We start from the raw sequence: 23,311 nt of genomic DNA on the forward strand, positions 1-23,311 counted from the left end.
CCGACCGGCCCCGTGTTCCCCGGCCCGTCCCCGCAGCGCGTGACCGAGGTCGAACGCGGCTGCGTCGACGCCGCGCACATCGCCCGCAGCGCCGTGCTCCACCCGGCTCGACCGGTCGGTGGAGGCGACGGTCGCCAACGGCACGTTCGTCGCGCGCATCGAGTACCCGTCGGACTTCACCGCACCGGCCGACCCCGACGTGGGCGACCTGGTCGCGTTCGACGCCGCGGGCACCGAGCCGGCCCGCTACCGCGGCGCGGACCTCACCCACCCCACCCGCTGCTGGGCGAGCCCGGCCGGCGTGGTCGTCCACGGCCGGCACGAGACCGACCCGGCGAAGTGCGAGCCCGCGCGGCCCCGGCGGTGAACTCCCTACCGGGGCGCGGCCGGCGCCACGCCCCGGTAGGGCAGGGTCTGGCTGTAGACGATGTTGGTGGTGGTGCTGCCGAACGCCATCAGCTCGTCGACCACCCGCTCCAGGTGCGCCATCGAGGTGGCCGCGACCTTGAGCGTGTAGCAGTCGTCGCCGGTGGTGCGCAGGCACTCCAGCACCTCGGCGCGCTCGGCGAGCAGCGCGTGCAGCGGTTCGTGCCGGTTGCCCGGGTACTTCAGGCGCACCACCGCCAGCACCGCGTACCCCGCCCTGCCCAGGTCGACCTCGGCGCGGTAGCCGGTGATGACGCCCTCGGCCTCCAGGCGCCGCACCCGCTCGGTGGTGGCCGAGGCGCTGAGGTTCACCCGGCGGCCCAGCTCGGTGAGCGCGATCCGGCCGTCGCGCTGCAGCTCGGCCAGGATGGCCCAGTCGGTCGGGTCGAGGTTCGCGGTCACCGGCCCACATTACCGTGGAATCCACGGCCCGAAGCCCTCCAGACCGGGAAGAGTCCCTTCAGAATCACGTCCAAGATCCATAGCCTTGATCCCGTGAGACTGGGTGTGAACGTCCCCAACTTCGGCCCCGGCACGTCGCCGGAGGTGCTGCGCCGCTGGGCCCTGACCGTCGAGGGCCTGGGCTTCGACCTGCTGATGGTGTCCGACCACGTGGCGGTCACCGCCGACGTGGCCGAGCAGTACCCGGCCCCGTTCTACGAGCCGTTCACCGCGCTGTCCTGGCTGGCCGGCGTCACCTCGCGGATCACCCTGGGCACCACCGTCCTGGTGCTGCCCTACCGGCACCCGCTGCTGGTGGCGCGCATGGCGGCGAACCTGGCGGAGCTGTCGGGCGGCCGGTTCGTGCTGGGCGTCGGCGTCGGGTGGGCGCGCCAGGAGTACGAGGCGCTGGGCGTGCCGTTCGGCGAACGCGGCCGGCTCACCGACGCGGGCCTGCGGACCCTGCGGTCGGCGTGGGCGGACCAGGCCGACTACCGGTCCGGGTCGGTGCCGGTCTGGGTCGGCGGGCACTCGGACGCGGCGCTGCGCCGGAGCGTGCGGCTGGGCGACGCGTGGCACGGCCTGCGGCTGAGCCGCCAACAGTTCGAGGACGCGACGAGGCGGTTGACCGACATCGCCGGGCGCGAGCAGCGGCCGGTGCCCGCGCTGGCGCCGCGCATCCTGCTGCACCTGACCCCGACCGACGCCGGCCCGGACCGCCTGCTGGGCGAGGGCACGCCGGCCCAGGTGCTCGACGACCTGGCCTGGCTGCGCGACCGCGGCGCGGAGTCGGTCGTGCTGGACCCGTTCGTCGGCGACCCCGCCGAGACGGCACACCCCGAGGTCGCCTGGCAGGCGCTGGCGACCGTGCGGAAGGAGTTCCGATGAGCTTGCGCAGGGCGATCGAGCTGGCCGCGGAGGCGCGGGCGGGCGGCAACCCGCCGTTCGGGTCGCTGCTGGTCGGCCCGGACGGCGAGGTGCTGGCCGAGGAGCGCAACACCTCGTTGTCCGACAACGACATCACCGCGCACCCGGAGCTGAAGCTGGCCCGGTGGGCGGCCCGCGAGCTGGCACCGGAGGTGGCCGCGCGCACCACCATGTTCACCAGCTGCCAGCCGTGCGGCATGTGCGCGGGCGCGATCGAGCGGTCGGGGCTGGGGCGGGTGGTCTTCGCGCTGTCGACGGAGCAGTTGAACGCGCTGAAGCCGGGTGGCGGTTTCGCGCCCGTGCCGCAGGAGGGGCCCGACCTCCACGACGAGGCGAGCGCCGTGGTCAAGGGCTACTACGCCTGACCGGAGCAGACCTCTGGGCCGTTGGAACCCTTTGACCGCGGGGATGTCCTTTACCGTCGCATGGGGTTCACAGATTGTGCCGGCTTCGCTACCTTGGGAACTGGGAGCGCTCCCAGTCCGACAGTCGGTTAATCCTCAACGCGGAGGACACACATGACCACCAGACGCGGTCTCCGTTCGGTCATCGGCGTCTTCACCTCGGTCTTGGCGGTCCTCGCCGCCACCCTGGTCACCCTGGTGAGCACCACGAGCGTGGCGAGCGCCCACGGCTCCGTCACCGACCCGCCGTCGCGCAACTACGGCTGCTGGCAGCGCTGGGGCAGCGACCACCTGAACCCGAACATGGGTCAGACCGACCCGATGTGCGCGCAGGCGTGGAAGGCCGACCCGAACGCCATGTGGAACTGGAACGGCCTGTACCGCAACGGCGTGGGCGGCAACCACCAGGGCGCGCTGCCGAACGGCCAGCTGTGCAGCGGCGGCCTGGCCGAGAGCGGCCGCTACCGCGCGCTGGACACCGTGGGTGCGTGGAACACCACCACCAAGCCGCGCCAGTTCACCCTGACGATCACCGACCAGGCCAAGCACGGCGCCGACTACCTGCGGATCTACATCACCCGCCAGGGCGTCGACACCGCCAACACGCCGCTGCGCTGGAGCGACCTGGAGCTGGTGACCACCACCGGCCGCTACGGCACCACCGGCCTGTACCAGGCCCAGGTGAACGCGGGCAGCCGGACCGGTCGGCACGTCGTCTTCACGATCTGGCAGGCCAGCCACATGGACCAGGCGTACTACCTGTGCAGTGACGTGAACTTCCAGTGACACCGGCACGTCCGGGCGCGGCGGTCCACCTGCACGCCGCGCCCGGACGTGGTCACCGGTCGGGGTTCACCGTCGCCCAGAACGCCCGGCCGGTGCCGGCGACCCGGGTCGCGGTCGCGCCGTGCGGCAGGAAGACCGGCTCACCGCCCGCCAGCACGACCCGCTCACCGTCCCGCTCCACCTCGACGTCCCCCTCCACGCACAGCAGCAGCTGCGGCCCGCCACCGGGCAGCACCGCCCCCGGCCGCACCTCGTGCAGCCGGAACTCCGGTTCCGGCGTCGGATAGGTCCTCAGTGGACCGTCCACCACGCCGTCGAGCACGTCCGCCGGCCCGCTGCGCGGGTCCACCAGCTCCAGCACCGCCGGCACGTCGACCGCCTTGGTGGTCAGGCCCGCCCGCACCACGTTGTCGGAGTTGGCCATCAGCTCCACGCCGACGCCGCGCAGGTGCGCGTGCAGCACCCCCGCACCGACGTGGACCGCCTGGCCGGGCCGCAGCCACACCGCGTTGAGCAGCAGCGCCGCCACCACGCCCGGGTCACCCGGGTACGCCCGCGCCAACCCGGCCACGTGCGCCAGCGCGGGCACCCGCGCCGCCGCCCCGGCCACCTCCGCGACCAGCCCGCCCGCCCCGGTCAGCGCCCAGCGCAGCGCGTGCCGGGTCCGCCCGGCCACCAGCTCCGCCCGCAGCGGCGCGAGACCGGGCACGTCCAGGGCGTCGAGCAGCGCCACCGCCTCGGCGGGCGCGCGGAAACCGGACAGGGTCTCGAACTCCGTCAGCGCCACCAGCACCTCGGGCTTGGGCCGGTCGTCGCGGTAGCCGCGCTCGGCGAACCCCAGCACCGCCCGCTCCCGGTCCGGGTGCACCTGGAGCGACAGCGGCGAGTCCACCGCCAGCACCTTGAGCAGGAACGGCAGCCGGGGCCCGAACGCGGCCAGGCTCGAAGGCCCCAGCAGCCCGGCCGGGTTCGCCGCCAGGTGGAGGTCCAGCGGCACGCCGCCGTCGCGCAGCCGCGACGGGTCGTCGGGGTGCGCGCCGACCCACAGCTCCGCCTGCGGCACCGGGCTCGGCGACGGCTCGCCGCGCAGCTCGGCCAGCGCGGTCCGCGAACCCCAGTGGTACTCCCGGACGACCGGGTCCAACCTGCGCACGCCCACGTCAGATCACCGCCGGCGCGGGTTCGCCCACGGGCAGCGGCTCCACCGGCAGCCGCTCGTCCACCAGCAGCGCCGCCGCGCCGATCAGCCCCGAGTCCACCCCCAGCACCGCCGGCCGCACCTCCACCCGCCGCATGAACGCCAGCCCCGGGTAGTCGGCCAGCGGCTCGACCACGGCGGGTCCCAGCAGGTCCCACGCCTGCGCCACCCCGCCGCCGATCACCACCCGGTCGACCTCGCACAGCGCCGCCGCCACCGTGACGACCCGCGCCACCGCCTCACCGCAGCGCCGGAACGCCGCCAGCGCCACCGGGTCGCCCGCGCGGGCCGACGCGGCGAGCGCGACGCCGTCCGCCGTCCCGCCCGGCGGCCGCCACCCCCGCTCCAGCGCCCAGCGGACCATCGACGGCCCGCTGGCCACCGCCTCCGCGCACCCGTGCGCACCGCACCCGCAGGGCGGCCCGGCCGGGTCGATCACGAAGTGCCCGACGTGCCCCGCGTTGCCCGTCACCCCGAACAGCGGCCGCCCGTCGAGCACGAACCCGCCGCCGACGCCGGTGGACACCACCATGCCGAGCAGGCACCCGCTGCCGCGCCCGGTGCCGTGGTGGTACTCGGCCAGCGCCATGCACAGCGCGTCGCCGCCGAGCCGCACCGGGCGGCCGGGCACCAGCGCGCCGACCCGCGCGGTGACGGGGAAGTCGCGCCAGCCGGGGATGTTCACCGGGCTGACCACGCCCGTGCGCAGGTCCATCGGCGCGGCCGAGGCGATGCCCGCGCCGGTGACCTCGCGCCCGGCCGCGGCGGCCAGGTCGAGCAGGTCGACCAGCACGGCCGCCAGGGCCGCCCACACGTCCTCGGCGTTCCCGGCGGGCGTGGGCGCGGCGCGGCGGGCGACCACGGTGCCGCCCGGCCCGACCAGTGCCGCCGCGAGCTTGGTGCCGCCGATGTCGACGGCGAGCGCGACCGGCTCGGACGTGTGCTCCATGGGACTTAGTTAAGCGGTTAAGCAAAGTCCGGTCAAGGGGTGTTGACACCCCCGAACGACGCGGGCGAGGATTGGCACACCGGTCTTAAGGTCCACTTGAGACGGACCGGAGCGGACCGCCGCCGCACCCGACAACAGGAAGAACACCTTGTTCACCCGACGAACGACCACGTTCGCGGCGGGCAGCGCGTTCCCCTTTCCCAACGGCGGGCTTAAGCGGTTCTGCGGCGGCTGCGCCCGCAAGGCGGCGGACGAGGCGCCCCAGCACAACGGGCCGGGCACCACGTACATCCGCAACTTCCAGGTCGACGACTCAGGCAAGCTCTACCGCCCGTGCGGCAACCGCTCCACCCGGTACGCCCGCCACGTCGTGGTGGACGACGTCACGGTGTTCGCGCCCGGCAAGAACGTGGTCGGCATCGACACCAACTACGACGACACCGCGCGGCTGACCCCGCACCGCTCACAAGTGCTTCTCGATCTCCGCCAGCTCCGCCTCGTCGAACTCCAACTTCGCGGTGGCCGCGACGTTGTCCTCCAACTGCTCCACACTGGACGCGCCGATCAGCGCCGAGGTGACGTTGCGCAGCACCCACGCGATCGCCATCTGCGCCAGCGTCTGCCCGCGCTCCCCCGCGATGTCGTTGAGCGCCCGCACCCGCGCCAGCGTCCCCTCGTCGAGCCTGCCCGCGTCGAGGAACGGCGAGGAGCCCGCCGCCCGCGACCCCTCCGGGATGCCGTTGAGGTAGCGGTCGGTCAGCACGCCCTGCGCCAGCGGCGAGAACGCGATGCTGCCCGCGCCGACCTGCTCCAGCGCCGCCAGCAGCCCGTCCTCGACCCAGCGGTTGAACATCGAGTAGGACGGCTGGTGGATCAGCAGCGGCGTGCCCAGCTCGCGCAGCACGGCGGCGGCTGCCAGCGTCTGCTCGGCCGAGTAGTTGGAGATCCCGACGTAGAGCGCCTTGCCCTGCCGGACCACGTGGTCCAGCGCGGCCATGGTCTCCTCGATGGGCGTGTCCGGGTCCGGCCGGTGGTGGTAGAAGATGTCCACGTAGTCCAGGCCCGTGCGCCTGAGCGACTGGTCCAGCGAGCTGACCAGGTACTTGCGCGAGCCCCACTCGCCGTAGGGGCCCTCCCACATGTAGTACCCGGCCTTGGTGGACACCAGGATCTCGTCCCGGTACGGGGTGAAGTCCCGGGCGAAGATCCGCCCGAAGTTCTCCTCGGCGCTGCCGGGCGGCGGCCCGTAGTTGTTGGCCAGGTCGAAGTGCGTCACGCCCAGGTCGAAGGCGCGGCGCAGGATCGCGCGCTGGCGGTCGAGGTCGCGGTCGTGGCCGAAGTTGTGCCACAGGCCCAGCGACACGGCGGGCAGCCTGAGCCCGCTGCGGCCGGAGCGGCGGTAGGGCATGGCGTCGTACCGCGCTCCGGCGGCCTGGTGGGTCATGGGTTTCCTCAGCTGGTCGGTGCGGTGCTCTGGCGCGGGACGAGCGTGGCGGTCGGCGACCAGCGCTCGGCGACGGGCTGCCCGCCGACCAGCTCCAGCACCGACTCCGCCACGGTGACGCCGAACTGGTGCACGTCCACGCTCATCGTGGTGAGCGCGGGCGTGGCCAGCCGGCACAGCGAGGAGTCGTCCCACGCCACCAGGCTGAGCTGCCCGGGCACGGCGACGCCCAGTTCCTTGGCCACGTTCAGGCCGGCCACGGCCATCACGTCGTTGTCGTAGAGGATCGCGGTGGGCGGCTCGTCGGCGGCGAGCAGCGCCGCGGTGAGCTTGGCGCCCGTCTCCTCCGAGTAGTCGCCCTCCAGCACCACCGGTTCGATGCCCGCCTCGGCGCAGCCCGCCAGCAGGGCCGCCGTGCGGGCCCGGGTGTGCAGCAGGGTTTCCGGCCCGCTGACCCGCGCGACGCGGCGGTGGCCCAGCTCCAGCAGGTAGGCCAGCGCCTCGCGCACCGGACCCGCGTCGTCGCTGCGCACCGCGGGCACGGCCAGCTCGTCGGGCTCGCCCACGTAGAGCGCGGGCAGGCCGAGTTCCCGCAGCACCCGCGGCCGCTGGTCGTCCGCGGTGCGGTTGACCACCACCACCGCGTCGACCACCGACCCCGCCGCCCACCTGCGGTAGGCGGCGATCTCGGCGTCCTGGGCGCCCACCACGTGCAGCAGGACGGAGCGGTCGTCCTCGGCCAGCCGCTCCTCGATGCCCGCGATGAACTCCATGAAGAACGGCTCCGCGCCCAGCAGCCGCGCGGGGCGGGCCAGGACCAGGCCGACGGAGCCGGTGGTCACGCCCGCACCGCGCACAGGCCGTTGGCGCTGCGCAGCACCAGCGGCCCGACCAGCTCGTCCGGGTCGGCCGGCGTCGCGGCGGTGCGCACCAGGAACGAGTGGGTCTCGCCCGCGGTCAGCGTCACCAGGGCGTCGTCCACCTCGGCGTCCCCGGCGACCCGGTCGGCCAGCAGGGTCACGTCGCGGGCGAAGGACGTCGCGGTCACGTCGACCCGGTAGCCGCCGTCGACCCGCTCGACGCGCGTGGTCAGCGGCTCGGGGTCGTAGGCCAGCTCCAGGTCCTCCCGGAACAGGTGCGCGGCGCGCGCGTCGGCCGTGGTCGCCACCAGCACCTCCCCCTTCGGGTCCGCGGGCGACAGCAGCTCGTCCGCCAGCTCCAGCGTCGTCACCGACCGCGCCGGCACGTCGAGCGGGAGTCTAACCGCCGCCAGCTCCTCGCCCGCGAAGGTCTGCCGGGACAGCGCGACCTCGCCGGACCAGGTCTCGTCGGTGTCGTTGACCGCGACCAGCGCGTCCCGGCCGTCCCGCGGCTGGACGGTCAGCAGCCGCGGCGCGAAGGCGTGCCGCAGGGCGTAGTACAGCGGTTTCGGCCGCTCCTCACCGTCCACGGCGGCCCACGAGGTGACCGGCCAGCAGTCGTTGAGCTGCCAGACCAGGGCGCCCGCGGTGCGCGGCCAGTGCGAGCGGAAGTGCTCGACGCCGAAGGCGACCGCGCGGGCCTGGTTGAGCTGGGTCGCCCAGTGCCAGTCCTCGAACGCCTCGGGCGCGGGCAGGTGCGGCGCCAGGCCGCGGTCGAGCTTGCCGTTGCCGTCCTCGGCCTTCTGGTGCAGCAGGAACGCGGGCGAGGTCGGCGTCATCGGCTCGTCGTGCACCCACTTGGTCAGGGTCGCCCAGGTGGGCGGGCCCTGGAAGCCGAACTCCGAGCAGAACCGCGGCGCGTGGTCGCGGTAGTGGGTGTAGTCGACCCGGTTCCAGACCTCCCACTCGTGGCGGGTGCCGTGGGTCTCGGCGTTGGGGTGCTCCCGGCCGGGGCTGTACGGGCTGCCGGGCGAGTAGTGCCGGGTGGGGTCGAGCTCGGCGACGACGCGGGGCAGCAGGTCGGTGTAGTAGCCCAGGCCCCAGGTGCGGCCGGCCAGCTCCTCGGCCCAGCCCCAGTCGGCGAAGCCCCAGACGTTCTCGTTGTTGCCGTTCCACAGCGCCAGGGACGGGTGCGAGACCAGCCGGGTGACGTTCTCCCGGGCCTCGGCCTCCACCTCCTCCCACAGCGGGGCGTCCTCGGCGTAGGCGGCGCAGGCGAACAGGAAGTCCTGCCAGACCAGCACGCCGCGCTCGTCGCACACGTCGTAGAAGTCGTCCGACTCGTAGATGCCGCCACCCCAGACGCGCAGCATGTTCATGTTCGCCGCGACGGCCTGGTCCACCCGGCGCGCGAGCCGGTCACGCGTGATCCGAGTGAGGAAGTGGTCGTCCGGGATCCAGTTGGCGCCCTTGGCGAAGATCCGCGTCCCGTTGACCACGAAGGTGAACGGGCTGCCGACCTCGTCGGGCTCGGTGTCCACGGTGATCGTGCGGAACCCGACGCGGCGCGAGGTCCGGTCCACCTCCTCGTCCGCCTTGAGGACGACGTCCAGGTCGTACAGGGGCTGCGCGCCGTGGCCGACGGGCCACCACAGCTCGACGTCCGGCACCTCCACGGTGACCACGGCCGTGGTCCCGTCGACCCGCGCGGTGCCCTCGACCCCGCCCACGGTCGCGACCGCGGTCAGCTCGGCGTCGTCGGCGCGGTCGACCTCCACGTGCACCTCGACCCGCCCGGTGCCGTCCACCACGGTCACCAGCGGGCGGACCGCCGCCAGGCGCGCGGTGGCCCAGCGCTCCAACCGCACCGGCTTCCAGATGCCGGCGGTCTGGAGGTCGGGGCCCCAGTCCCAGCCGAACGAGCAGGCCATCTTGCGGATCGCGTTCATCGGGTGCGGGTAGGCGCGCGGGCGGCGGCCGAGTGCCCGCTCCTGCTCCTCGGCGTAGGCGAGGGCCGAGCGGAAGGTGACCACCAGCTCGTTGGCGCCGTCGCGCAGGTGCTCGCGCACGTCGAAGCGGTAGGAGCGGAACATGTTGGCGGTCCGGCCGAGCAGCGCGCCGTTCAACTCCACCTCGGCGACGGTGTCCAGGCCGTCGAAGGCCAGCTCGACCGACTCGCCGGGCCGGGCGGCCTCGGCGTCGAAGGTCGTCTCGTAGCGCCAGTCGACGCGGTGCATCCACGCCAGCGCGGTTTCGTTGGAGTCCAGGTACGGCTCGGGGACGAGGCCGGCGGCGAGCAGGTCGAGGTGGGTGCTGCCGGGCACCTCGGCGGGGACGTGCCGCACCGCGAGGTCGTCGGGCACCGGCCCGCCCACCGCGCTCAGTCGCCACCCGTCGTGCAGAGTCCTGCGGTTCATCGTTCCTCTTCTCCCGGTGGCGGCCGGTGGGTTTCTGCCGTGTGCCAACAACTACGGCGATTCTTACGCCAGCAACTAAAGTAAGTCAACGAGCTTCGCCCCGGCGGGGCGGGCGCGGGCGGACCGCACGACCCGGGCCGAGGCGGCACCCCGGCGACCCCGGTGCGACCCCTGGGCGCCGCCGGGCCCCGACCGGAAATGGGGAATCCGCCACGGCCACCCGCGCCCACCGATCCCACGTCACCTGGAACCGATTATTCAGAAGGGCGCCAAGACGGCATTCCGCACATGTGCGGAATGCCGTCGCAATACCTTCTCGGGCGTAATAATCGCGCCACCGCGCCAAGGGCCGGCAGAGCATACTCCCTGGTGAAGAGCACCGCACGACAGGCCAACCCGAGACTTCCTCGCACTTTTTTGCTTCACCCTTATGGTTGCTTATAACGCCGTTCCGCCCGGTGCTACCTTGGTTTCCGCCCGAATATGCGGGCCATTGTTTCGAAAAACCACCTTCGGCGGTGCTTCGACACCGGGAGCAACCATGACCATCCAGGCCGTCCTGAGCCGATCCCAACTCAAGTGGGACACCTACATGTTCCTCGGGAACCAGTACGTGTCCTACAGCCTCACCGACAACGTCATCCGCGTCGGTCCGCGGGGCATCGACGCGGGCTGGCCCGGCCTGCGCGACACCCAGTTCGCCGACGCGATCGACGCCGCCGTCCCGTTCTCCTACCGCCCGGACCCCACGAGGCTCGTGCCGCCGCCCGAGCAGGAGTACATCTACATCTTCAAGGGCGACCAGTACGTGCGCTACGACTTCCAGAACGAGCAGATCATCTACGGCCCCCTCGACATCGGCCAGTGGTGGCCGGGCATGAAGGACGCCGGGTTCGACCGGGACATCGACGCCGCCTTCCTGGACCACCGCGACGCCGGCATGTCGATCTTCGAGGACACCTACCTGTTCTTCAAGGGCGACAAGTACATCACCTACGACCCGCGCGCCGACCGGGTGTCCGGGGGCCCGTTCAGCATCGGGGACAAGTGGCCCGGCCTGCGGGCCGCGGGCTTCGACCGGGACCTCGACGCGGTGGTGTACCGCATCATCCCCCCGGTGGCCCTGGGCGGCCCCAACAAGCGGCAGTGCTACTTCGTCAAGGGCGACAAGGTCCTGCACTTCGACCTCGACGAGTGGAAGCCGCTGACCGACGCCCGCCCCATCGGTGACCTCTGGTACGGGCTCAAGGGCACCGACTACGCCTCGACCAAGGCCGCCCCGCCCTTCCCGCAGGTCAAGGCACGCGCCGAGTTCAGGTTCCACTTCAACAACCCCGGCGAGACGGACCCCAACCCCTACGGCTCGATCAGCCTGAACCTCAAGGACGGCCGCCACTTCCGGATCTGGACCCAGCAGAACCAGGGCAACTCCACCCCGGCCCGCAGCACCGCCGCCGCGACCATGAACCTGCCCTTCACCGCGGCCGACATCGCGAGCGTCGGTTTCTGGGTCGACGAGTACGACCTGCTCAGCGGCGACGACTTCCTCGCCCGCAGCACCAAGGACTTCTCCGGCAACGGCTCCTACACCGTGTCCGCCGACGACGGCAGCGTCACCGTCGACATCACCATCACCTGACTCCGGGACAAGCCGGACGGAGGAGCCCACGATGAACACCGAGACCGCACCGAAGGGTGCCGGACGGGCGGCCGGCGCCGGTGCCCGCCCGGCCCACCGCCTCGCGGCGTGCGCGGCCACGCTCGTGCTCGCCCTGGCGGGCACGGTCGCCGTCGCGCCGACCGCACGCGCGGACGACCTGCCGACCGGCACGTTCAAGCTGCTCACCTCCCAGGGCGGGTGCGCCGACGTCGAGTACGTGCGGAGCTTCTGGGTCGCGATCCGCAACAACTGCGCCACCCTCGACACGGGCCAGCAGCTGGTCTACGACCTGCTGACCAAGCAGATCCACGCCCTGAGCAACCCCGGCCTGTGCTTCGAGTCCCAAGCCGGCCTGTTCGGCTACGCCCTCGCCATGCGGGCGTGCGACAACGCCCTCCCCGGCCAGAAATGGGAGCGGTACGTCGTCGCGGCCGGGGGCGTCTACGCGGTCAAGCCGTACAACACCCCCTCCGCGGTGCTGTCGACCGCGGCCGTCGACCTCGGGCAGGCGCTCGGCGTCGACGCACCGGTCAACCCCCTCGCGCCCGCCTACACCTGGACGTTCACGCTCCTCTGAGCCCCGGGAGACCGGCCCACCGGCCGCGAGACCGGTGGGCCGAGGCGTCACGTCGCCACGTCCTCCCAGCGCCGCGTGGTGTGGTCGTACGCGGCGGCGGCGCCGGCCCGCTCGACCTCGGCCGGGTCGATGGCCAGCGAGCGGCCCCGGGCGTCCGGGTTCGGCGCGGCGGACGCCAGGATCTTCGTGTACGGGTGCTGCGGGTTGAGGATCACGTCGTCGGCGGGTCCCCGCTCGACCACCCGCCCCTTGTAGAGCACCAGGACGTCGTCGGAGAAGTGCCGGGCCGTGGCCAGGTCGTGCGTGATGTAGAGGACGGCCAGCTCCTCCTCGCGCTGCAACCGCGCCAGCAGGTTGAGCACGCCCAGCCGGATCGACACGTCGAGCATCGACACCGGTTCGTCGGCCACCACGACCTTCGCGCCCGGTGCCAGCGCCCGCGCGATGGCCACGCGCTGCCGCTGACCGCCCGACAGCTCGTGCGGGCGGCGGTGGGCCACGTCGCGGCCGGGCAGCGACACCCGCTCCAGCAGCCGGACCACCTCGTCCCACCCGTGCGGCCTGCCGTGCAGCCTGAGCGGTCGCTCCAGGTGGTGGGCGATGGTGTGGAACGGGTTGAGCGAGGCGAACGGGTCCTGGAACACCATCTGCACGTGGTCCCGGTACGCCCGGTCGGGCACCCGCGCCCCGCCGTCGTCGGTCACCGCGATCGACCCCGAGGTCGGCTTCTCCAACCGCGAGATCATCCGGGCGATGGTGGACTTCCCCGACCCGGACTCGCCGACCAGCGCCACCGTGCGCCCCGGCGTGAGGGTGAACGACACGTGGTCCACCGCCCGCAGCTTCACCCGCTTGAGGCCCACCCGGACGTGGAAGTCCTTGACCAGGTCGCGTGCTTCCAACGTGGTCACAGGGCACCTCCGGAACCAGCGGGCTCACCCGAGCGGACGAACGCGCCGCGCTCGCCGGTCAGGCTGGGGAACGAGTCGAGCAGTTGCCGCGTGTACGGGTGCTCCGGGTCCTCGTACATCTCCCGCGCGCCCCGGTACTCGACGACCTCGCCCTCCTTCATCACCGCGATGCGGTCGGCCAGCTCCAGCAGCAGCGGCAGGTCGTGGGTGATGAACAGGACGGCGAAGCCGATCTCGTCGCGCAGCCGCAGGATCTCGCGCAGGATGCCGCGCTGCACCACCACGTCCAGCGCGGTGGTCGGCTCGTCCATGATCATGACCTGCGGGTCGAGCAGCAGCGCCATCGCGATCATCACGCGCTGCCGCATGCCGCCGGACAGCTCGTGCGGGTAGGAGCGCAACCGCCGCACGTCCACGCCGACCAGCTTCAGCACCTCCTCGCAGCGGGCCCTGCGCTGCGCCCTGGTCATCTCCGGCCGGTGCGTGGTGAGCACGTCCTCCAGCTGCGCCCGGACGGTCAGCACCGGGTTGAGGGCGTTCATCGCGCCCTGGAAGACCATGGACAGCTTCGACCAGCGGAACTCCCGCAGCTCGCCGGGCGTCAGCGCCAGCACGTCGACGTCGTCCCCGGAGCGGTCGTGGAAGGTCACCGACCCGCCGGTCACCTCGGCCGGCGGCCGGTGCAGCCGGTTGACCGCGTAGGCCAGGGTCGTCTTGCCGCACCCGGACTCGCCGGCCAGCCCCAGGATCTCGCCCCGCCGCAGCGTCAGCGACACGTCCTTGACCGCGTGCACGGGCGTGCCCACCTGGTAGACCACGGACAGGTCCCGCACGGTCAGCACCACGTCGTCGGCGCGCTCCGCCGGCTCCGGGGCCCGCTCCGGCTCCTCCGACGCCCTGCGGGGGATGTCCCGCAGCTTGGGGTTGATGATCTCGTCGATGCTGAAGTTCACCAGCGCCAGGCCGCACCCGAACAGCGCGATGATCAACCCCGGCGGCACGAACCACCACCACGCCTCGCGCTGGAGCGCGAAGCCGTTCTGGGCGTAGTAGAGCATCGTGCCCAGGGTCTGCGAGTTGGACGCGCCCAGCCCCAGGAACGACAGGCCCGCCTCGCTCAGGATCGCGTAGATCACCGCGAACACGAACTGCGAGGCCAGCAGCGGCAGCAGGTTGGGCAGGATCTCCACGGTGATCACGCGCCACGGCTTCTCGCCGGACACCTTGGCCGCCGCCACGTAGTCGCGGTTGCGCAGCGACAGCGTCTGGGCGCGCAGCACCCGGGCCGAGGCCGCCCAGCCGGTGATGGCCAGCACCACCGCGATGGTCCACGAGCCGCGCTGGTCGGCGGGCACGAACGCGGAGATCACGATCACCAGCGGCAGGCCGGGGATGACCAGCATGACGTTGGAGAACAGCGAGAACGCCTCGTCGACGTACCCGCCGACGTAGCTGCCGACGATGCCGAACAGCGCCGACAGCGCGGTGGCCATCACGCCGACCAGCAGGCCGATGTAGAGCGAACCCCGGGTCGCGCTCGCCAACTGGGCCAGCACGTCCTGCCCGGTCAGCGTCGTGCCGAGCGGGAACTCGCCGCCCGGCGAGGTCAGGCCGAGGTCGCGGATGGTGTTCGGGTCGCCCAGCAGCAGCGGCCCGACCAGGCCGAACAGCGTGATCGCCACGATCAGGCCGAGGCCGACGCCCAGCTTGGGCGACCAGCGCGGCAGCATCGACCGCAGGGCGGACCGCCCGCGCCGCACGGGCGGTTCCACGGTGGCGGGACTGAGATCGGTCACCACGTCCTCCTCCTCAGCCGCCGACGCGGGTGCGCGGGTCGATGACGGCGTACAGCAGGTCCACCAGCAGGTTCGCGCCGAGCACGGCGACGGTGATCACCAGGAAGATGCCCTGCATCAGCGCGTAGTCGTTGTTCTGCACGGCCTGGAGCAGCTTGGAGCCGATGCCCGGGTAGGAGAACACCTGCTCGGTGATGACCGAGCCGGACACCACGAAGCCCAGCGAGATCGCGAACCCGGCCACGGACGGCAGCACCGCGTTGCGGGCCGCGTACTTGACCATGATCCGCGAGTCGCGCAGGCCCTTGGCCCTGGCGGTCAGCACGTAGTCCTCGGCCGTGGTGGACACCATCATGTTGCGCATCCCCAGCAGCCAGCCGCCGACCGAGGAGATGACGATGGTCAGCGCGGGCAGCGTGCCGTGGTAGATCGCCGAGCCGATGAACTCGCCGTCCCAGCCCGGCGTGAGCACCACGTCGTAGCCGCCGAGCAGCGGGAACCAGCCCAGGCCCGCCGCCAGCACCGCGGCCAGGATCAGCGCCAGCCAGAAGTACGGCACGGCGGCGAGCACGGTGGTGGCGGGCACCAGGCCGTCCAGCCAGGTGCCGCGCCGCCAGCCGACGAACGTGCCCAGGGCGATGCCGAGGGCGAACGACAGGAACGTCGCGATGCCCACCAGCACCAGGGTCCAGGGCAGGGCCTGCCCGATGATCTCCGACACCGGCGTCGGGAACGACGACACCGACACGCCGAGGTCGCCCCGGAACATGTTGTCCAGGTACGACAGGTACTGCTGGAGGAGCGGGTCGCCGCTGTCGCCGCCGAGCAGCAGCTCGTACGCCCTGCGGGCCGACGGGTCCACGGTCCCGCCCCGTTGCGCGAGCTTCGCCATGAGGATGTCCACCGGGTTGCCCGGCATCAGCCTCGGGATGAAGAAGTTCAGCGTCAGCGCCGCCCAGAAGGCGACCAGGTAGAACGCGAACTTTCGGGCGTAGTACCTCATCGGTCCGCCAATCGGTCCCTAGGTCCCGGTCACTGCCCGGCCGGCTTGAGCTTCAGGAAGATCTCCGAGTGCTCCGGGCGCGCCCAGACGGCCGGGAACGCGTAGAGGTCGTCCTCGGAGGGCCAGCCGGTGAACTTCTTGGCGTTGTACTCGCTGGTGGTGCCGCCGGTCAGGACCGGGATGTACGGGATCGACTTCTCGATCTCGGTCTGGATGGTGTCGAAGTACGGCTGCCGGGCGGCGTCGTCCTCCGGGTCCACGCCCTTGAGCGAGGTCAGCGCCTGGTCCACCGCCGGGTTGGAGAAGCGGGCGAAGTTCGGGTTGGCGACCTCGCCGACCTTGGCCGTGGTGGCGGTGCTGAAGAAGTAGGAGGCGTTGTAGAACGGGTCGGGCGCCGGGCCCTGGTGCAGCGAGTCGATCAGCAGCTCGTACTGGCCGCGGCCGCGCGCGTCGGACCACTCGTTCCACGACACCTGCTGCGCGGTGACCTTGATGCCGACCTGCTGGAGCTGCTGGGCCATCGTCTCCACGGCGGTGATGTAGTCGGTCCAGCCGGCCACCACCTTGAGGGTCATCGACACCGGCTTGCCGTCCTTGGCGTAGATGCCGTCGGCGCCCTTGGCGTAGCCCGCGCCCTCCAGCAGGGCGGTGGCCTTGGCGGTGTCGGGCTGCATCGGCGCGGTGCGCTCCTGGAGCTTGGTCGACACGACGGCCTTGTCGCGCTCCACCAGGGCGAAGCCGGGGGAGATCTCGCTCGCGGTGTTCTCGAAGGCGAGCTGGTTGATCTGGGTGCGGTTGATCGCGTAGTAGATCGCCTTGCGGACCGCGACGTCGGTCTGCGGGCCCTGGCAGCCCAGCTCGGCGTTCGAGCAGGTGAACAGCGCGACCTGGTTCAGCGGGACGGTGATGCCCTTGTAGCCGGGGTAGTTCTTCTCGATGTTGGCCATGTCCGGCACCGGGCCGGTCTGCCAGTCGATCTGGCCCTGGCGCAGCGCCGCCTCACCGGACTGGTTGCCCGACAGCGCCACGTAGCGGATGTTCTTCAGCGCGGGCTCGCCGCCCCAGTAGCCGGGGTTGGCCTTGAGGGTGAACGCCTGCGCCTTGAAGTCGGCGAGCTGGAACGGCCCCGTGCCCACCGGCTCCCTGATGACGTCGGTGGCCGGCGTGGCCAGGTCCTTCCACTTGTGCCGCGGCACGATGTAGATGCGGCCGAGCACCTGCGGCCCTTCCATGTAGGAGGGTTCGGCGAAGGTGATGGAGACGTGCGTGTCGTCGACCGCGGTGGCCGTGCCCTTGTAGCCGGTGCCGTTCATGGACGGGTTGTTCTTGACCATGTCGAGGGTGAACACGACGTCCTCGGCGGTGAACTTCTCGCCGTCGGTCCACTTGGCGTCGTCGCGCAGCTCCACGTCCAGCTTGGTGCCGTCGGCGTTCCAGGTGAAGGTCTTGCCCAGGCGGGGGCGCGGCTCGACGTCGCGGACGTTGTTGAAGAAGAACAGCGGCTCGAAGATCGTGCCGGGTCCCTCCAGCATGGTCGGCGAGAACGGGTTGAAGTTGACCTGCCAGTCACCGGACTGCCCCGTGTAGACGACGAGCGTGTCCGCGTTCTCGCTGCCGGCGTTGTTCGACCCGCCGCCGCAGGCGGTCGCCAGCACGGCGACGGCGGCCAGGCCGGCCGCTGCCGTGCGCGCCCGGAAGAAGCGCTTTGCCTTCAGGAACATCGTTGATTCCTCTCGTGGCCCGAGACCGGCCGCGGTCCCGCGTTGAGGCAGATTGTTAAGTCAACGAAGAAACGAAGTCAACACTTCCGCTTCATCTGCGGGTCAAGTTGCTACCCTTCGTCCGACGAGCGAACCAAGACGGAGGGCCCACGTGAGCGGACCTGCGCGGGCGACGCACCACGCGAGCAGCAAGGCCGCCGTGCTCGACGTGATCCGCGCTGCCGGGACGATCAGCCGCGTCGGCCTGATCAACGCCACGGGCTTCACCGGCGCGACGATCTCCACGGTCGTCCGCAAGCTCATCGACGAGGGCCTCGTGGTCGAGACCGGCCGCGCCGAGTCCACCGGCGGCAAGCGGCGGGTGCTCCTCCAGCTCAACCACTCGGCGCGCTACGCCGTGGGCGTGCACCTGGACCACGCGGGCATCACCTACGTGCTGACCAACCTCGGCGGGTCCGTGGTGGCCCGCATCTCCCGGGCGGGCGCGGGCGCGGCCGAGCCGGGGACCGTCGTCACGCGCATGGCCGACGAGGTCGGCACCCTGATCGACGGCGTGGGCGTCGAGCGCAACCGCGTCCTGGGCCTCGGCCTGGTCTCCCCCGGCCCGTTCAGCTCGACCGCCGGCATCGGCCTGACCCCGCCGTCCATGCGCAAGTGGGAGGACTTCCCCCTGCACCAGGCACTGGAGCAGGCCACCAACCTGCCCGTCGTGCTGGACAACGACGCCACCGCCGCCGCCCTGGGCGAGCACTGGTCCGGTGGTATCGGCGGCACGGCGGCGGCGCTCTACATGGGCACCGGCATCGGCGCCGGCCTGGTGATCAACGGGGTGGCCTACCGGGGCAGCAGCGGCAACGCCGGCGAGGTCGGGCACATCTGCGTGGACGCCAACGGCCCCGAGTGCTGGTGCGGGGCGCGCGGTTGCGTGGAGGTCATGGCCGGGCCCGCCGCCGTGGTGGCCGCCGCCCGCGCCGACCCGGTGCTGGCCCGGTCCGCCGGGTTGACCGGGCGGTCGCGGTCGGTGTCCTCGGACTTCGCGGCGGTCAGCCGGGCGGCCCGGCGCGGCGAGCCGTCCGCGCTGGCCATCCTGGAGCGCTCGGCCCGCTGCGTCGCCACGGCCGCGCGCACGCTGGCCAACATCATGGACCTGGAGGTGCTGGTCCTGACCGGGCCCAGCTTCGCCATCGCCGGGTCGGTGTACCTGCCCGTGGTGCGCGACGAGCTGGACCGGGCGTTCTTCTCCCGGGCCGCGCACGGGGTGGACGTCCGGCTGTCGCGCTCCGCCGCCACCGCGTCCGCGATCGGCGGGGCGGCGCTGGTGCTCCAGTCCGAGCTGGTGCCCCTGCACGAGGGGCTGCGGCTGCCGGAGAACCTGGCGGACTCGGAACCCGCGCCACTGCCGGCCGAAGGGGCCTGAGCTCCGGGGGCCGGGCCTTCGCGCGGCCCGGCCCTGCCCGCGGGGTCAGCCCAGCGCCGCGCGGACGGCGGCTTCGACCGCGCCGGCGGTGGTGGCGTGACCGGCGGCGTTGGGGTGCACCAGCGTGGCCCGCTCGCCGTCCGCGCACGTCAGGGTGAACTGGCCGAGGGGCAGCTCGGCGGGCCAGTAGTCCTCGGCCTGGCCGCAGATCCCCTCCACGTGCTTCTCGGCCGCCGACGTGCACACGTCGTGGCCGCGGCTCGGACCGGCGGCGTCGACGTAGGTGCCGCCGGACAGCTCGGTGACCCCCTCGATGATCTCGTTCAGGTGGGCGAGGACCTCGCGCATCCAGGCGATGTCGCCGTGGGTGGCCGAGAGCACGCCGAAGCCCTCGACCCGGGCGGCCAGCTCGGTGGTGTCCCGGCGGTCGCAGGTGGCGGGGTCGTCGGGGAAGACGGTGGGGTAGCCGACGGTGATCAGCTCGGCCCCCGGGGCCTGGAACGTCACCGCTTGCAGCATGGCGGCGTACTCCCTGGTGACCCGGTCGTACTTGTCGTGGATCGACTCGGGGTCGAAGAACGTGCCCTGGGATTCGTAGGCGTCCCGGCAGGGGGTCGCGTCGTCGGGCTGCCCGACGCCGGCGACCAGGCACGAGATCAGCACCGTGGACACCGGCAGGCTGTTTCCGCCGACGCCGATCGTGACGACCTCGGTGTCCACGCCCAGTTCCGCGCGTTCGACCTGGGCGGCCACGGCCGGCCAGCCGTCCGCCGGCGGTTGGACCGGGCTGATCGGGGTCTGCCGGCTCTCGCCGATCTCGGCCACGGTGGCGCCGCCGCAACTGACGTCGGTCAGCTCGACCGCCCGGCCCGAGGGCGGGTTCGCGGACAGCGCGCGGCCGACCAGGTCGGGGTAGGAGCCGCTGGTGCGGTCGCAACCGTCCCGCTCGCCGCTGCCCAGGGAGGGGCTCGGAGCGCCGATGAACACCCCGGCGGTGTAGGAGTCGCCCAGGGCCGCCCACTTGGCCGCGGGCGCGGCGGTGGCGGGCGGTGCGCCCAGGGCGGCGGTCGCGACGCAGGTGGCGAACAGGCCGGCGACGCGTCGGCGGGTCAGGTCTCGCATGATCACTCCGGTGGCGGTGACGTGGCCCCGCCCCGCGGCGGGACCGCCCCCTGACAGCACCACCACCCCGCTACCGCCGCCGGCCGGCACCGCGACTACCCCACCTGTGGGTGAACGCCTCCGCCCGCCCCCGCCATTGCCGCGCACGCGCAACAATGGCCCAGTCCAAAAACCCGAAATTACTAATAGTTGCCAAGCTGTACCGCAGTAATCCCTTGGGGCGGAATTCCTGGTTGAAGGTGGAAACGGCTGGACAGGTGGTCCTAGCGTGCCCCCATGGACTCACGTTCGTCGAACGCGCTCAGTCGCGAACTCGGTGACGCCCTCCGCAGGGCCCGGTACCGGTCCACCGCCAGGTTCAACGCCTTCGCGGCCGAGATGGGCTGGTCACCCGGGAGGCTGTCGAAGGTGGAACGCGGTACCCGTGGGGCGAGCGAGGTGGACATAGCCCGGTACGTCGGCCACCTGCACGCTGACCAGGAGACTTACAAGCACATCATGAAGCTGGCCCAGGAGCAGAACACGGGACACCTGGTCCGCTCGCACGAGCCGGCGATGCCCGACGACCTGCGCGCGCTGCTCATCCACGAGCAGACCGCTGAGGTCATCTGGTCCTACGAGATCATCGCGATTCCCGGATTGCTGCAAACGGCGGATTACGCTCGCGGGCTCATGCGCACCCCGCAGGGGGAGTATTGCGTAGCCCAGCGAATGAAGCGGCAGAAGATCTTCGACAAGCCCCAGCCGCCACAGGGTCGCTTCTTCATCCACGAGGCGGCCTTGATGCGGGTATCGGGCGGCCCTCAGGTGATGTACGAGCAGATGCTGCAACTGCTGTTCCGCGGCGGGGTGCGATTGGTGCCCTTCGCGGTCGCCCTGCCCGGCTCGCTGGACGTGCCCTTCACGTTCATGACCTTCGCCGAGCACGCGCCGGTCTCGTACTCCAACATCGGGACGGCGGGGGTGTTCTCGGACTCTCCGGACACCACCTTCGGGTTCTACCAGTGCTGCGAGGATCTCGACCGGGTGGCGCTGAGTGAGGGAGAATCGCGGTCGGTGTTCGCCGACTGGGCGGGCCGCTACGACCGACTGCGGGAGGAACAGCGTGAGTCCGGAGGCGATGCGGTGGCGTAAGAGCAGCTACAGCGAGGGCGAGAACACGAACTGCGTAGAGGTGGCCTTCACCCCGGAGGTCGTCGGCGTGCGGGACTCCAAGAACACCACCCCACAGCTGACCTTCCCCGCGTCCGCGTGGCGCGCCTTCCTCGCCACCACCCCGCGCCCCTAGCGTCAGCTACGACCGGCCGCCCACAACATCCCCCGCTCGACCATCGTCCGCACCTGGGGCACCGCCAGGTCCTGCGGCGCGTGCCCCAGCGTGCAGGCGAAGATCCGCCCGGCTCCCCACCGCCGAGTCCACACCGCCGGCACCGTCAGCGGCGCGTGCCAGGGGTCCTCGGGAGCGAACGTGGTGGTCGCGTGCACGTCGTTCAACCCGTCCGTCAGCACCCAGTACTGCTCGGTCCGCACCGTGAACCCCCGCACCCCCGCCACCACCGGGTGCGTCGACACAACGTCCACGCGGTGCTCCACGAAGTCGCCGGGGTGGGCCACGAACTGCCCGCCCACCATCCGCATGTAGCCGCGCGAGTGCCGGAACGCGTCCACCAGCCCGCCGTGCCACCCGGCCAGCCCGGTGCCCGACCGCACCGCGCCCTCCAGGCACCCGAACTGCTCCTCGGTCAGCTCACCGTCGCTCCAGCACTGCACGACCAGGTCGTAGGCGGGCAGCGACGAGTTGTAGACCTCCAGCGAGTCCGACACGTCCACCGCGAACCCCGACGAGCGCAGGAACGGCAGGAACGCGTCCGTCGCCTCCACCGGCGAGTGCCCGTCCCAGCCGCCGCGAACCACGAGTGCCTTCACACCTGAGCACCCTAGGGGCCGGCCGCGCTACAGGGGAGCCAGGCCGAGGTGGTCGCGCAGCGTCGGCCCGGTGTACTCGGTGCGGAACACGCCGCGCTCCTGGAGCAGCGGCACCACGCGGTCGGCGAAGTCGTCGAGCCCGACCGGCGTCACGTGCGGCACGAGGATGAACCCGTCGGCCGCGTCGGCCTGCACCAGGTCGTCGATCTGCCCGGCGATGGTCGAGGGCGAGCCGATGAACGTCTGCTTGGCGCTGGTCTCGATGACCAGCTCGCGGATGGAGAGCTTCTTCGCCTCGGCCAGCTCGCGCCACTTGGTCGCCACCGCGATCGGGTCGCGGTGCATGCGCACGCTGGCGCGTCCCTGCGCGATGTGGTCGCCGCCCACGACCGGGTCGAACGAGGGCAGCGGGCCGTCCGGGTCGTGGTCGGACAGGTCGGCGTTCCAGAGCTGTTCGAGCACCTTGATGGCGGTCTGCCCGCTGACCTGCTGCCGGCGCACCTCGTGGGCCAGCTCGTGCGCCTCGGCGTCGGTGTCCGCGAGCGCGAACGTCGCCGCAGGCAGCACCACCAGGTCCTCCGGCCGCCGCCCGTACTTGGCCAGCCTGCCCTTGACGTCGGCGTGGAACGCCCGGCCCTCCTCCAGGCCGGCGTGGCGGGAGAAGATCGCGTCGGCCTTGGCGGCGGCGAACTCGCGGCCCTCGTCGGAGTCGCCCGCCTGGAGGATCACCGGCCTGCCCTGCGGCGAGCGCGGCAGGTCGAACCGGCCGGAGATGTCGAAGTGCTCGTCGCGGTAGGCGAACTCGCCGCCGTCGCGCCAGGAGTCGAACAGCACCGTCGCCGCGTCCAGGAACCGCTTGGCCCGCTCGTAGCGCTGCTCCTGCGGCAGGAAGCCGCCGCGCCGGAAGTTCTCGCCGGTGAAGGCGTCCCAGGAGGTCACCACGTTCCACGCGGCGCGCCCGCCCGACAGGTGGTCGAGCGTGGAGAACTGCCGCGCCACCTCGTAGGGCTCGTTGAACGTGGAGTTGATCGTCCCGGCCAGCCCGAGCCGTTCCGTCACGGCGGCCAGCGCGGAGAGCACGGTGAACGTGTCGGGCCGGCCCACCACGTCCAGGTCGTAGATCTTCCCGGCCTGCTCGCGCAGGCGCAGTCCCTCGGCGAGGAAGAAGAAGTCGAACTTCGCGCGCTCGGCGGTGCGGGCGAGGTGGGCGAAGGAGGAGAACTCGATGTGGCTGCCCGCGTCGGGGTGGCTCCACACGGTCGTGTTGTTGACGCCGGGGAAGTGCGCGGCGAGGTGGACCTGCTTCTTGGGCATCACGCGGCTCCT

22 protein-coding genes and 1 pseudogene are annotated in these 23,311 nt (G+C 72.0%); 10 read left to right on the plus strand and 13 right to left on the minus strand.

What is annotated here, in order from left to right:
• Positions 1-118: 118 nt before the first annotated feature.
• Positions 119-367, plus strand: a complete 249-nt coding sequence (locus EKG83_RS41460; RefSeq protein WP_033432832.1) for a hypothetical protein — start codon at positions 119-121, stop codon at positions 365-367.
• 5 nt (positions 368-372) lie between these two features.
• Here the strand turns inward: EKG83_RS41460 and EKG83_RS41465 are convergent, their stop codons facing one another.
• Entirely contained in the window at positions 373-828 is a 456-nt protein-coding gene (locus EKG83_RS41465) for an Lrp/AsnC family transcriptional regulator (protein WP_033432833.1), read from the minus strand.
• Between the two features lie 93 nt (positions 829-921).
• On the opposite strand from EKG83_RS41465, the gene EKG83_RS41470 reads away from it, so the two are divergent.
• From EKG83_RS41470 to EKG83_RS41480, 3 genes are all read left to right on the plus strand, one after another.
• Positions 922-1,755: a TIGR03619 family F420-dependent LLM class oxidoreductase gene (locus EKG83_RS41470; RefSeq protein ID WP_033432834.1), complete on the plus strand. Its 834-nt coding sequence runs from the start codon at positions 922-924 to the stop codon at positions 1,753-1,755.
• A complete protein-coding gene (locus EKG83_RS41475) occupies positions 1,752-2,159 on the plus strand; it encodes a nucleoside deaminase (protein ID WP_033432835.1) in 408 nt (135 codons plus the stop codon). The genes EKG83_RS41470 and EKG83_RS41475 overlap by 4 nt, the downstream gene beginning before the upstream one ends.
• 153 nt (positions 2,160-2,312) lie before the next feature.
• Entirely contained in the window at positions 2,313-2,984 is a 672-nt protein-coding gene (locus tag EKG83_RS41480; RefSeq protein ID WP_033432836.1) for a lytic polysaccharide monooxygenase auxiliary activity family 9 protein, read from the plus strand.
• 52 nt (positions 2,985-3,036) lie between these two features.
• Here the strand turns inward: EKG83_RS41480 and manA are convergent, their stop codons facing one another.
• Positions 3,037-4,143, minus strand: coding sequence for a mannose-6-phosphate isomerase, class I (gene manA, locus EKG83_RS41485; RefSeq protein WP_228122399.1), 1,107 nt, complete (start codon positions 4,141-4,143; stop codon positions 3,037-3,039).
• 1 nt (position 4,144) lies between these two features.
• Positions 4,145-5,131 (minus strand): ROK family protein, encoded by a 987-nt coding sequence (locus tag EKG83_RS41490; RefSeq protein WP_051766328.1) that lies wholly within the window; start codon positions 5,129-5,131, stop codon positions 4,145-4,147.
• 148 nt (positions 5,132-5,279) lie between these two features.
• Between EKG83_RS41490 and EKG83_RS41495 the strand changes: the two are divergent.
• Positions 5,280-5,525, plus strand: a pseudogene (locus EKG83_RS41495) (pectate lyase); the annotation flags it as partial.
• Positions 5,526-5,594: 69 nt separating this feature from the next.
• Here EKG83_RS41495 and mgrA read toward each other — a convergent pair.
• Genes mgrA through EKG83_RS41510 form a run of 3 tightly spaced genes read right to left on the minus strand, consistent with a single transcriptional unit; the run spans position 5,595 to position 9,852 of the window.
• Positions 5,595-6,575: an L-glyceraldehyde 3-phosphate reductase gene (gene mgrA / locus EKG83_RS41500; protein ID WP_033432837.1), complete on the minus strand. Its 981-nt coding sequence runs from the start codon at positions 6,573-6,575 to the stop codon at positions 5,595-5,597.
• Positions 6,576-6,583: 8 nt separating this feature from the next.
• The gene (locus EKG83_RS41505; RefSeq protein ID WP_211269164.1) at positions 6,584-7,417 is read right to left on the minus strand and encodes a LacI family DNA-binding transcriptional regulator; all 834 of its coding nucleotides are present in this window, start codon (positions 7,415-7,417) and stop codon (positions 6,584-6,586) included.
• Positions 7,414-9,852: a glycoside hydrolase family 2 protein gene (locus tag EKG83_RS41510; protein WP_033432839.1), complete on the minus strand. Its 2,439-nt coding sequence runs from the start codon at positions 9,850-9,852 to the stop codon at positions 7,414-7,416. The genes EKG83_RS41505 and EKG83_RS41510 overlap by 4 nt, the downstream gene beginning before the upstream one ends.
• Positions 9,853-10,393: 541 nt before the next feature.
• Between EKG83_RS41510 and EKG83_RS41515 the strand changes: the two genes are divergently transcribed.
• Together EKG83_RS41515 and EKG83_RS41520 are read left to right on the plus strand one after the other, a co-directional pair.
• Positions 10,394-11,491, plus strand: coding sequence for a hemopexin repeat-containing protein (locus EKG83_RS41515; RefSeq protein WP_033432840.1), 1,098 nt, complete (start codon positions 10,394-10,396; stop codon positions 11,489-11,491).
• Positions 11,492-11,522: 31 nt separating this feature from the next.
• On the plus strand, positions 11,523-12,089 hold the full coding sequence (locus EKG83_RS41520; protein WP_033432841.1) for an RICIN domain-containing protein: 567 nt from the start codon (positions 11,523-11,525) through the stop codon (positions 12,087-12,089).
• A gap of 47 nt (positions 12,090-12,136) precedes the next feature.
• Here EKG83_RS41520 and EKG83_RS41525 read toward each other — a convergent pair whose 3' ends face one another.
• Genes EKG83_RS41525 through EKG83_RS41540 form a run of 4 tightly spaced genes read right to left on the minus strand, consistent with a single transcriptional unit; the run spans position 12,137 to position 17,520 of the window.
• Complete coding sequence (locus tag EKG83_RS41525) at positions 12,137-13,000, minus strand: ABC transporter ATP-binding protein (protein WP_033432842.1); 864 nt, start codon at positions 12,998-13,000, stop codon at positions 12,137-12,139.
• Positions 12,997-14,796: a dipeptide/oligopeptide/nickel ABC transporter permease/ATP-binding protein gene (locus tag EKG83_RS41530; RefSeq protein ID WP_033432892.1), complete on the minus strand. Its 1,800-nt coding sequence runs from the start codon at positions 14,794-14,796 to the stop codon at positions 12,997-12,999. The genes EKG83_RS41525 and EKG83_RS41530 overlap by 4 nt, the downstream gene beginning before the upstream one ends.
• Positions 14,797-14,809: 13 nt before the next feature.
• Complete coding sequence (locus tag EKG83_RS41535) at positions 14,810-15,799, minus strand: ABC transporter permease (RefSeq protein ID WP_033432843.1); 990 nt, start codon at positions 15,797-15,799, stop codon at positions 14,810-14,812.
• 29 nt (positions 15,800-15,828) lie between these two features.
• On the minus strand, positions 15,829-17,520 hold the full coding sequence (locus tag EKG83_RS41540; RefSeq protein WP_051766329.1) for an ABC transporter substrate-binding protein: 1,692 nt from the start codon (positions 17,518-17,520) through the stop codon (positions 15,829-15,831).
• Positions 17,521-17,671: 151 nt separating this feature from the next.
• On the opposite strand from EKG83_RS41540, the gene EKG83_RS41545 reads away from it, so the two are divergent.
• A complete protein-coding gene (locus EKG83_RS41545) occupies positions 17,672-18,937 on the plus strand; it encodes an ROK family transcriptional regulator (protein WP_033432844.1) in 1,266 nt (421 codons plus the stop codon).
• Positions 18,938-18,982: 45 nt separating this feature from the next.
• On the opposite strand, the gene EKG83_RS41550 is transcribed toward EKG83_RS41545, so the two are convergent.
• On the minus strand, positions 18,983-20,059 hold the full coding sequence (locus tag EKG83_RS41550; protein ID WP_033432894.1) for an SGNH/GDSL hydrolase family protein: 1,077 nt from the start codon (positions 20,057-20,059) through the stop codon (positions 18,983-18,985).
• Positions 20,060-20,335: 276 nt separating this feature from the next.
• Between EKG83_RS41550 and EKG83_RS41555 the strand changes: the two genes are divergently transcribed.
• On the plus strand, positions 20,336-21,193 hold the full coding sequence (locus EKG83_RS41555) for a helix-turn-helix domain-containing protein (RefSeq protein WP_033432845.1): 858 nt from the start codon (positions 20,336-20,338) through the stop codon (positions 21,191-21,193).
• The gene (locus tag EKG83_RS41560) at positions 21,165-21,347 is read left to right on the plus strand and encodes a DUF397 domain-containing protein (protein ID WP_033432846.1); all 183 of its coding nucleotides are present in this window, start codon (positions 21,165-21,167) and stop codon (positions 21,345-21,347) included. Before EKG83_RS41555 ends, EKG83_RS41560 begins: the two co-directional genes overlap by 29 nt.
• Before the next feature lie 2 nt (positions 21,348-21,349).
• Here the strand turns inward: EKG83_RS41560 and EKG83_RS41565 are convergent, their stop codons facing one another.
• The gene (locus EKG83_RS41565; protein WP_033432847.1) at positions 21,350-21,985 is read right to left on the minus strand and encodes a ThuA domain-containing protein; all 636 of its coding nucleotides are present in this window, start codon (positions 21,983-21,985) and stop codon (positions 21,350-21,352) included.
• Between the two features lie 27 nt (positions 21,986-22,012).
• The gene (locus EKG83_RS41570) at positions 22,013-23,299 is read right to left on the minus strand and encodes an NtaA/DmoA family FMN-dependent monooxygenase (RefSeq protein ID WP_033432848.1); all 1,287 of its coding nucleotides are present in this window, start codon (positions 23,297-23,299) and stop codon (positions 22,013-22,015) included.
• Positions 23,300-23,311: the final 12 nt, after the last annotated feature.

This window comes from Saccharothrix syringae (assembly GCF_009498035.1).
GTDB classification, from domain to species: Bacteria; Actinomycetota; Actinomycetes; order Mycobacteriales; family Pseudonocardiaceae; genus Actinosynnema; species Actinosynnema syringae.

Bases quoted from the DNA above. Each gene is read 5' to 3' on its own strand.
- EKG83_RS41475 (WP_033432835.1), top strand. From the start codon at position 1,752: ATGAGCTTGCGCAGGGCGATCGAGCTGGCCGCGGAGGCGCGGGCGGGC.
- EKG83_RS41480 (WP_033432836.1), top strand. From the start codon at position 2,313: ATGACCACCAGACGCGGTCTCCGTTCGGTCATCGGCGTCTTCACCTCG.
- EKG83_RS41490 (WP_051766328.1), bottom strand. From the start codon at position 5,131: ATGGAGCACACGTCCGAGCCGGTCGCGCTCGCCGTCGACATCGGCGGC.
- mgrA (WP_033432837.1), bottom strand. From the start codon at position 6,575: ATGACCCACCAGGCCGCCGGAGCGCGGTACGACGCCATGCCCTACCGC.
- EKG83_RS41510 (WP_033432839.1), bottom strand. From the start codon at position 9,852: ATGAACCGCAGGACTCTGCACGACGGGTGGCGACTGAGCGCGGTGGGC.
- EKG83_RS41515 (WP_033432840.1), top strand. From the start codon at position 10,394: ATGACCATCCAGGCCGTCCTGAGCCGATCCCAACTCAAGTGGGACACC.
- EKG83_RS41520 (WP_033432841.1), top strand. From the start codon at position 11,523: ATGAACACCGAGACCGCACCGAAGGGTGCCGGACGGGCGGCCGGCGCC.
- EKG83_RS41535 (WP_033432843.1), bottom strand. From the start codon at position 15,799: ATGAGGTACTACGCCCGAAAGTTCGCGTTCTACCTGGTCGCCTTCTGG.
- EKG83_RS41540 (WP_051766329.1), bottom strand. From the start codon at position 17,520: ATGTTCCTGAAGGCAAAGCGCTTCTTCCGGGCGCGCACGGCAGCGGCC.
- EKG83_RS41550 (WP_033432894.1), bottom strand. From the start codon at position 20,059: ATGCGAGACCTGACCCGCCGACGCGTCGCCGGCCTGTTCGCCACCTGC.
- EKG83_RS41555 (WP_033432845.1), top strand. From the start codon at position 20,336: ATGGACTCACGTTCGTCGAACGCGCTCAGTCGCGAACTCGGTGACGCC.
- EKG83_RS41570 (WP_033432848.1), bottom strand. From the start codon at position 23,299: ATGCCCAAGAAGCAGGTCCACCTCGCCGCGCACTTCCCCGGCGTCAAC.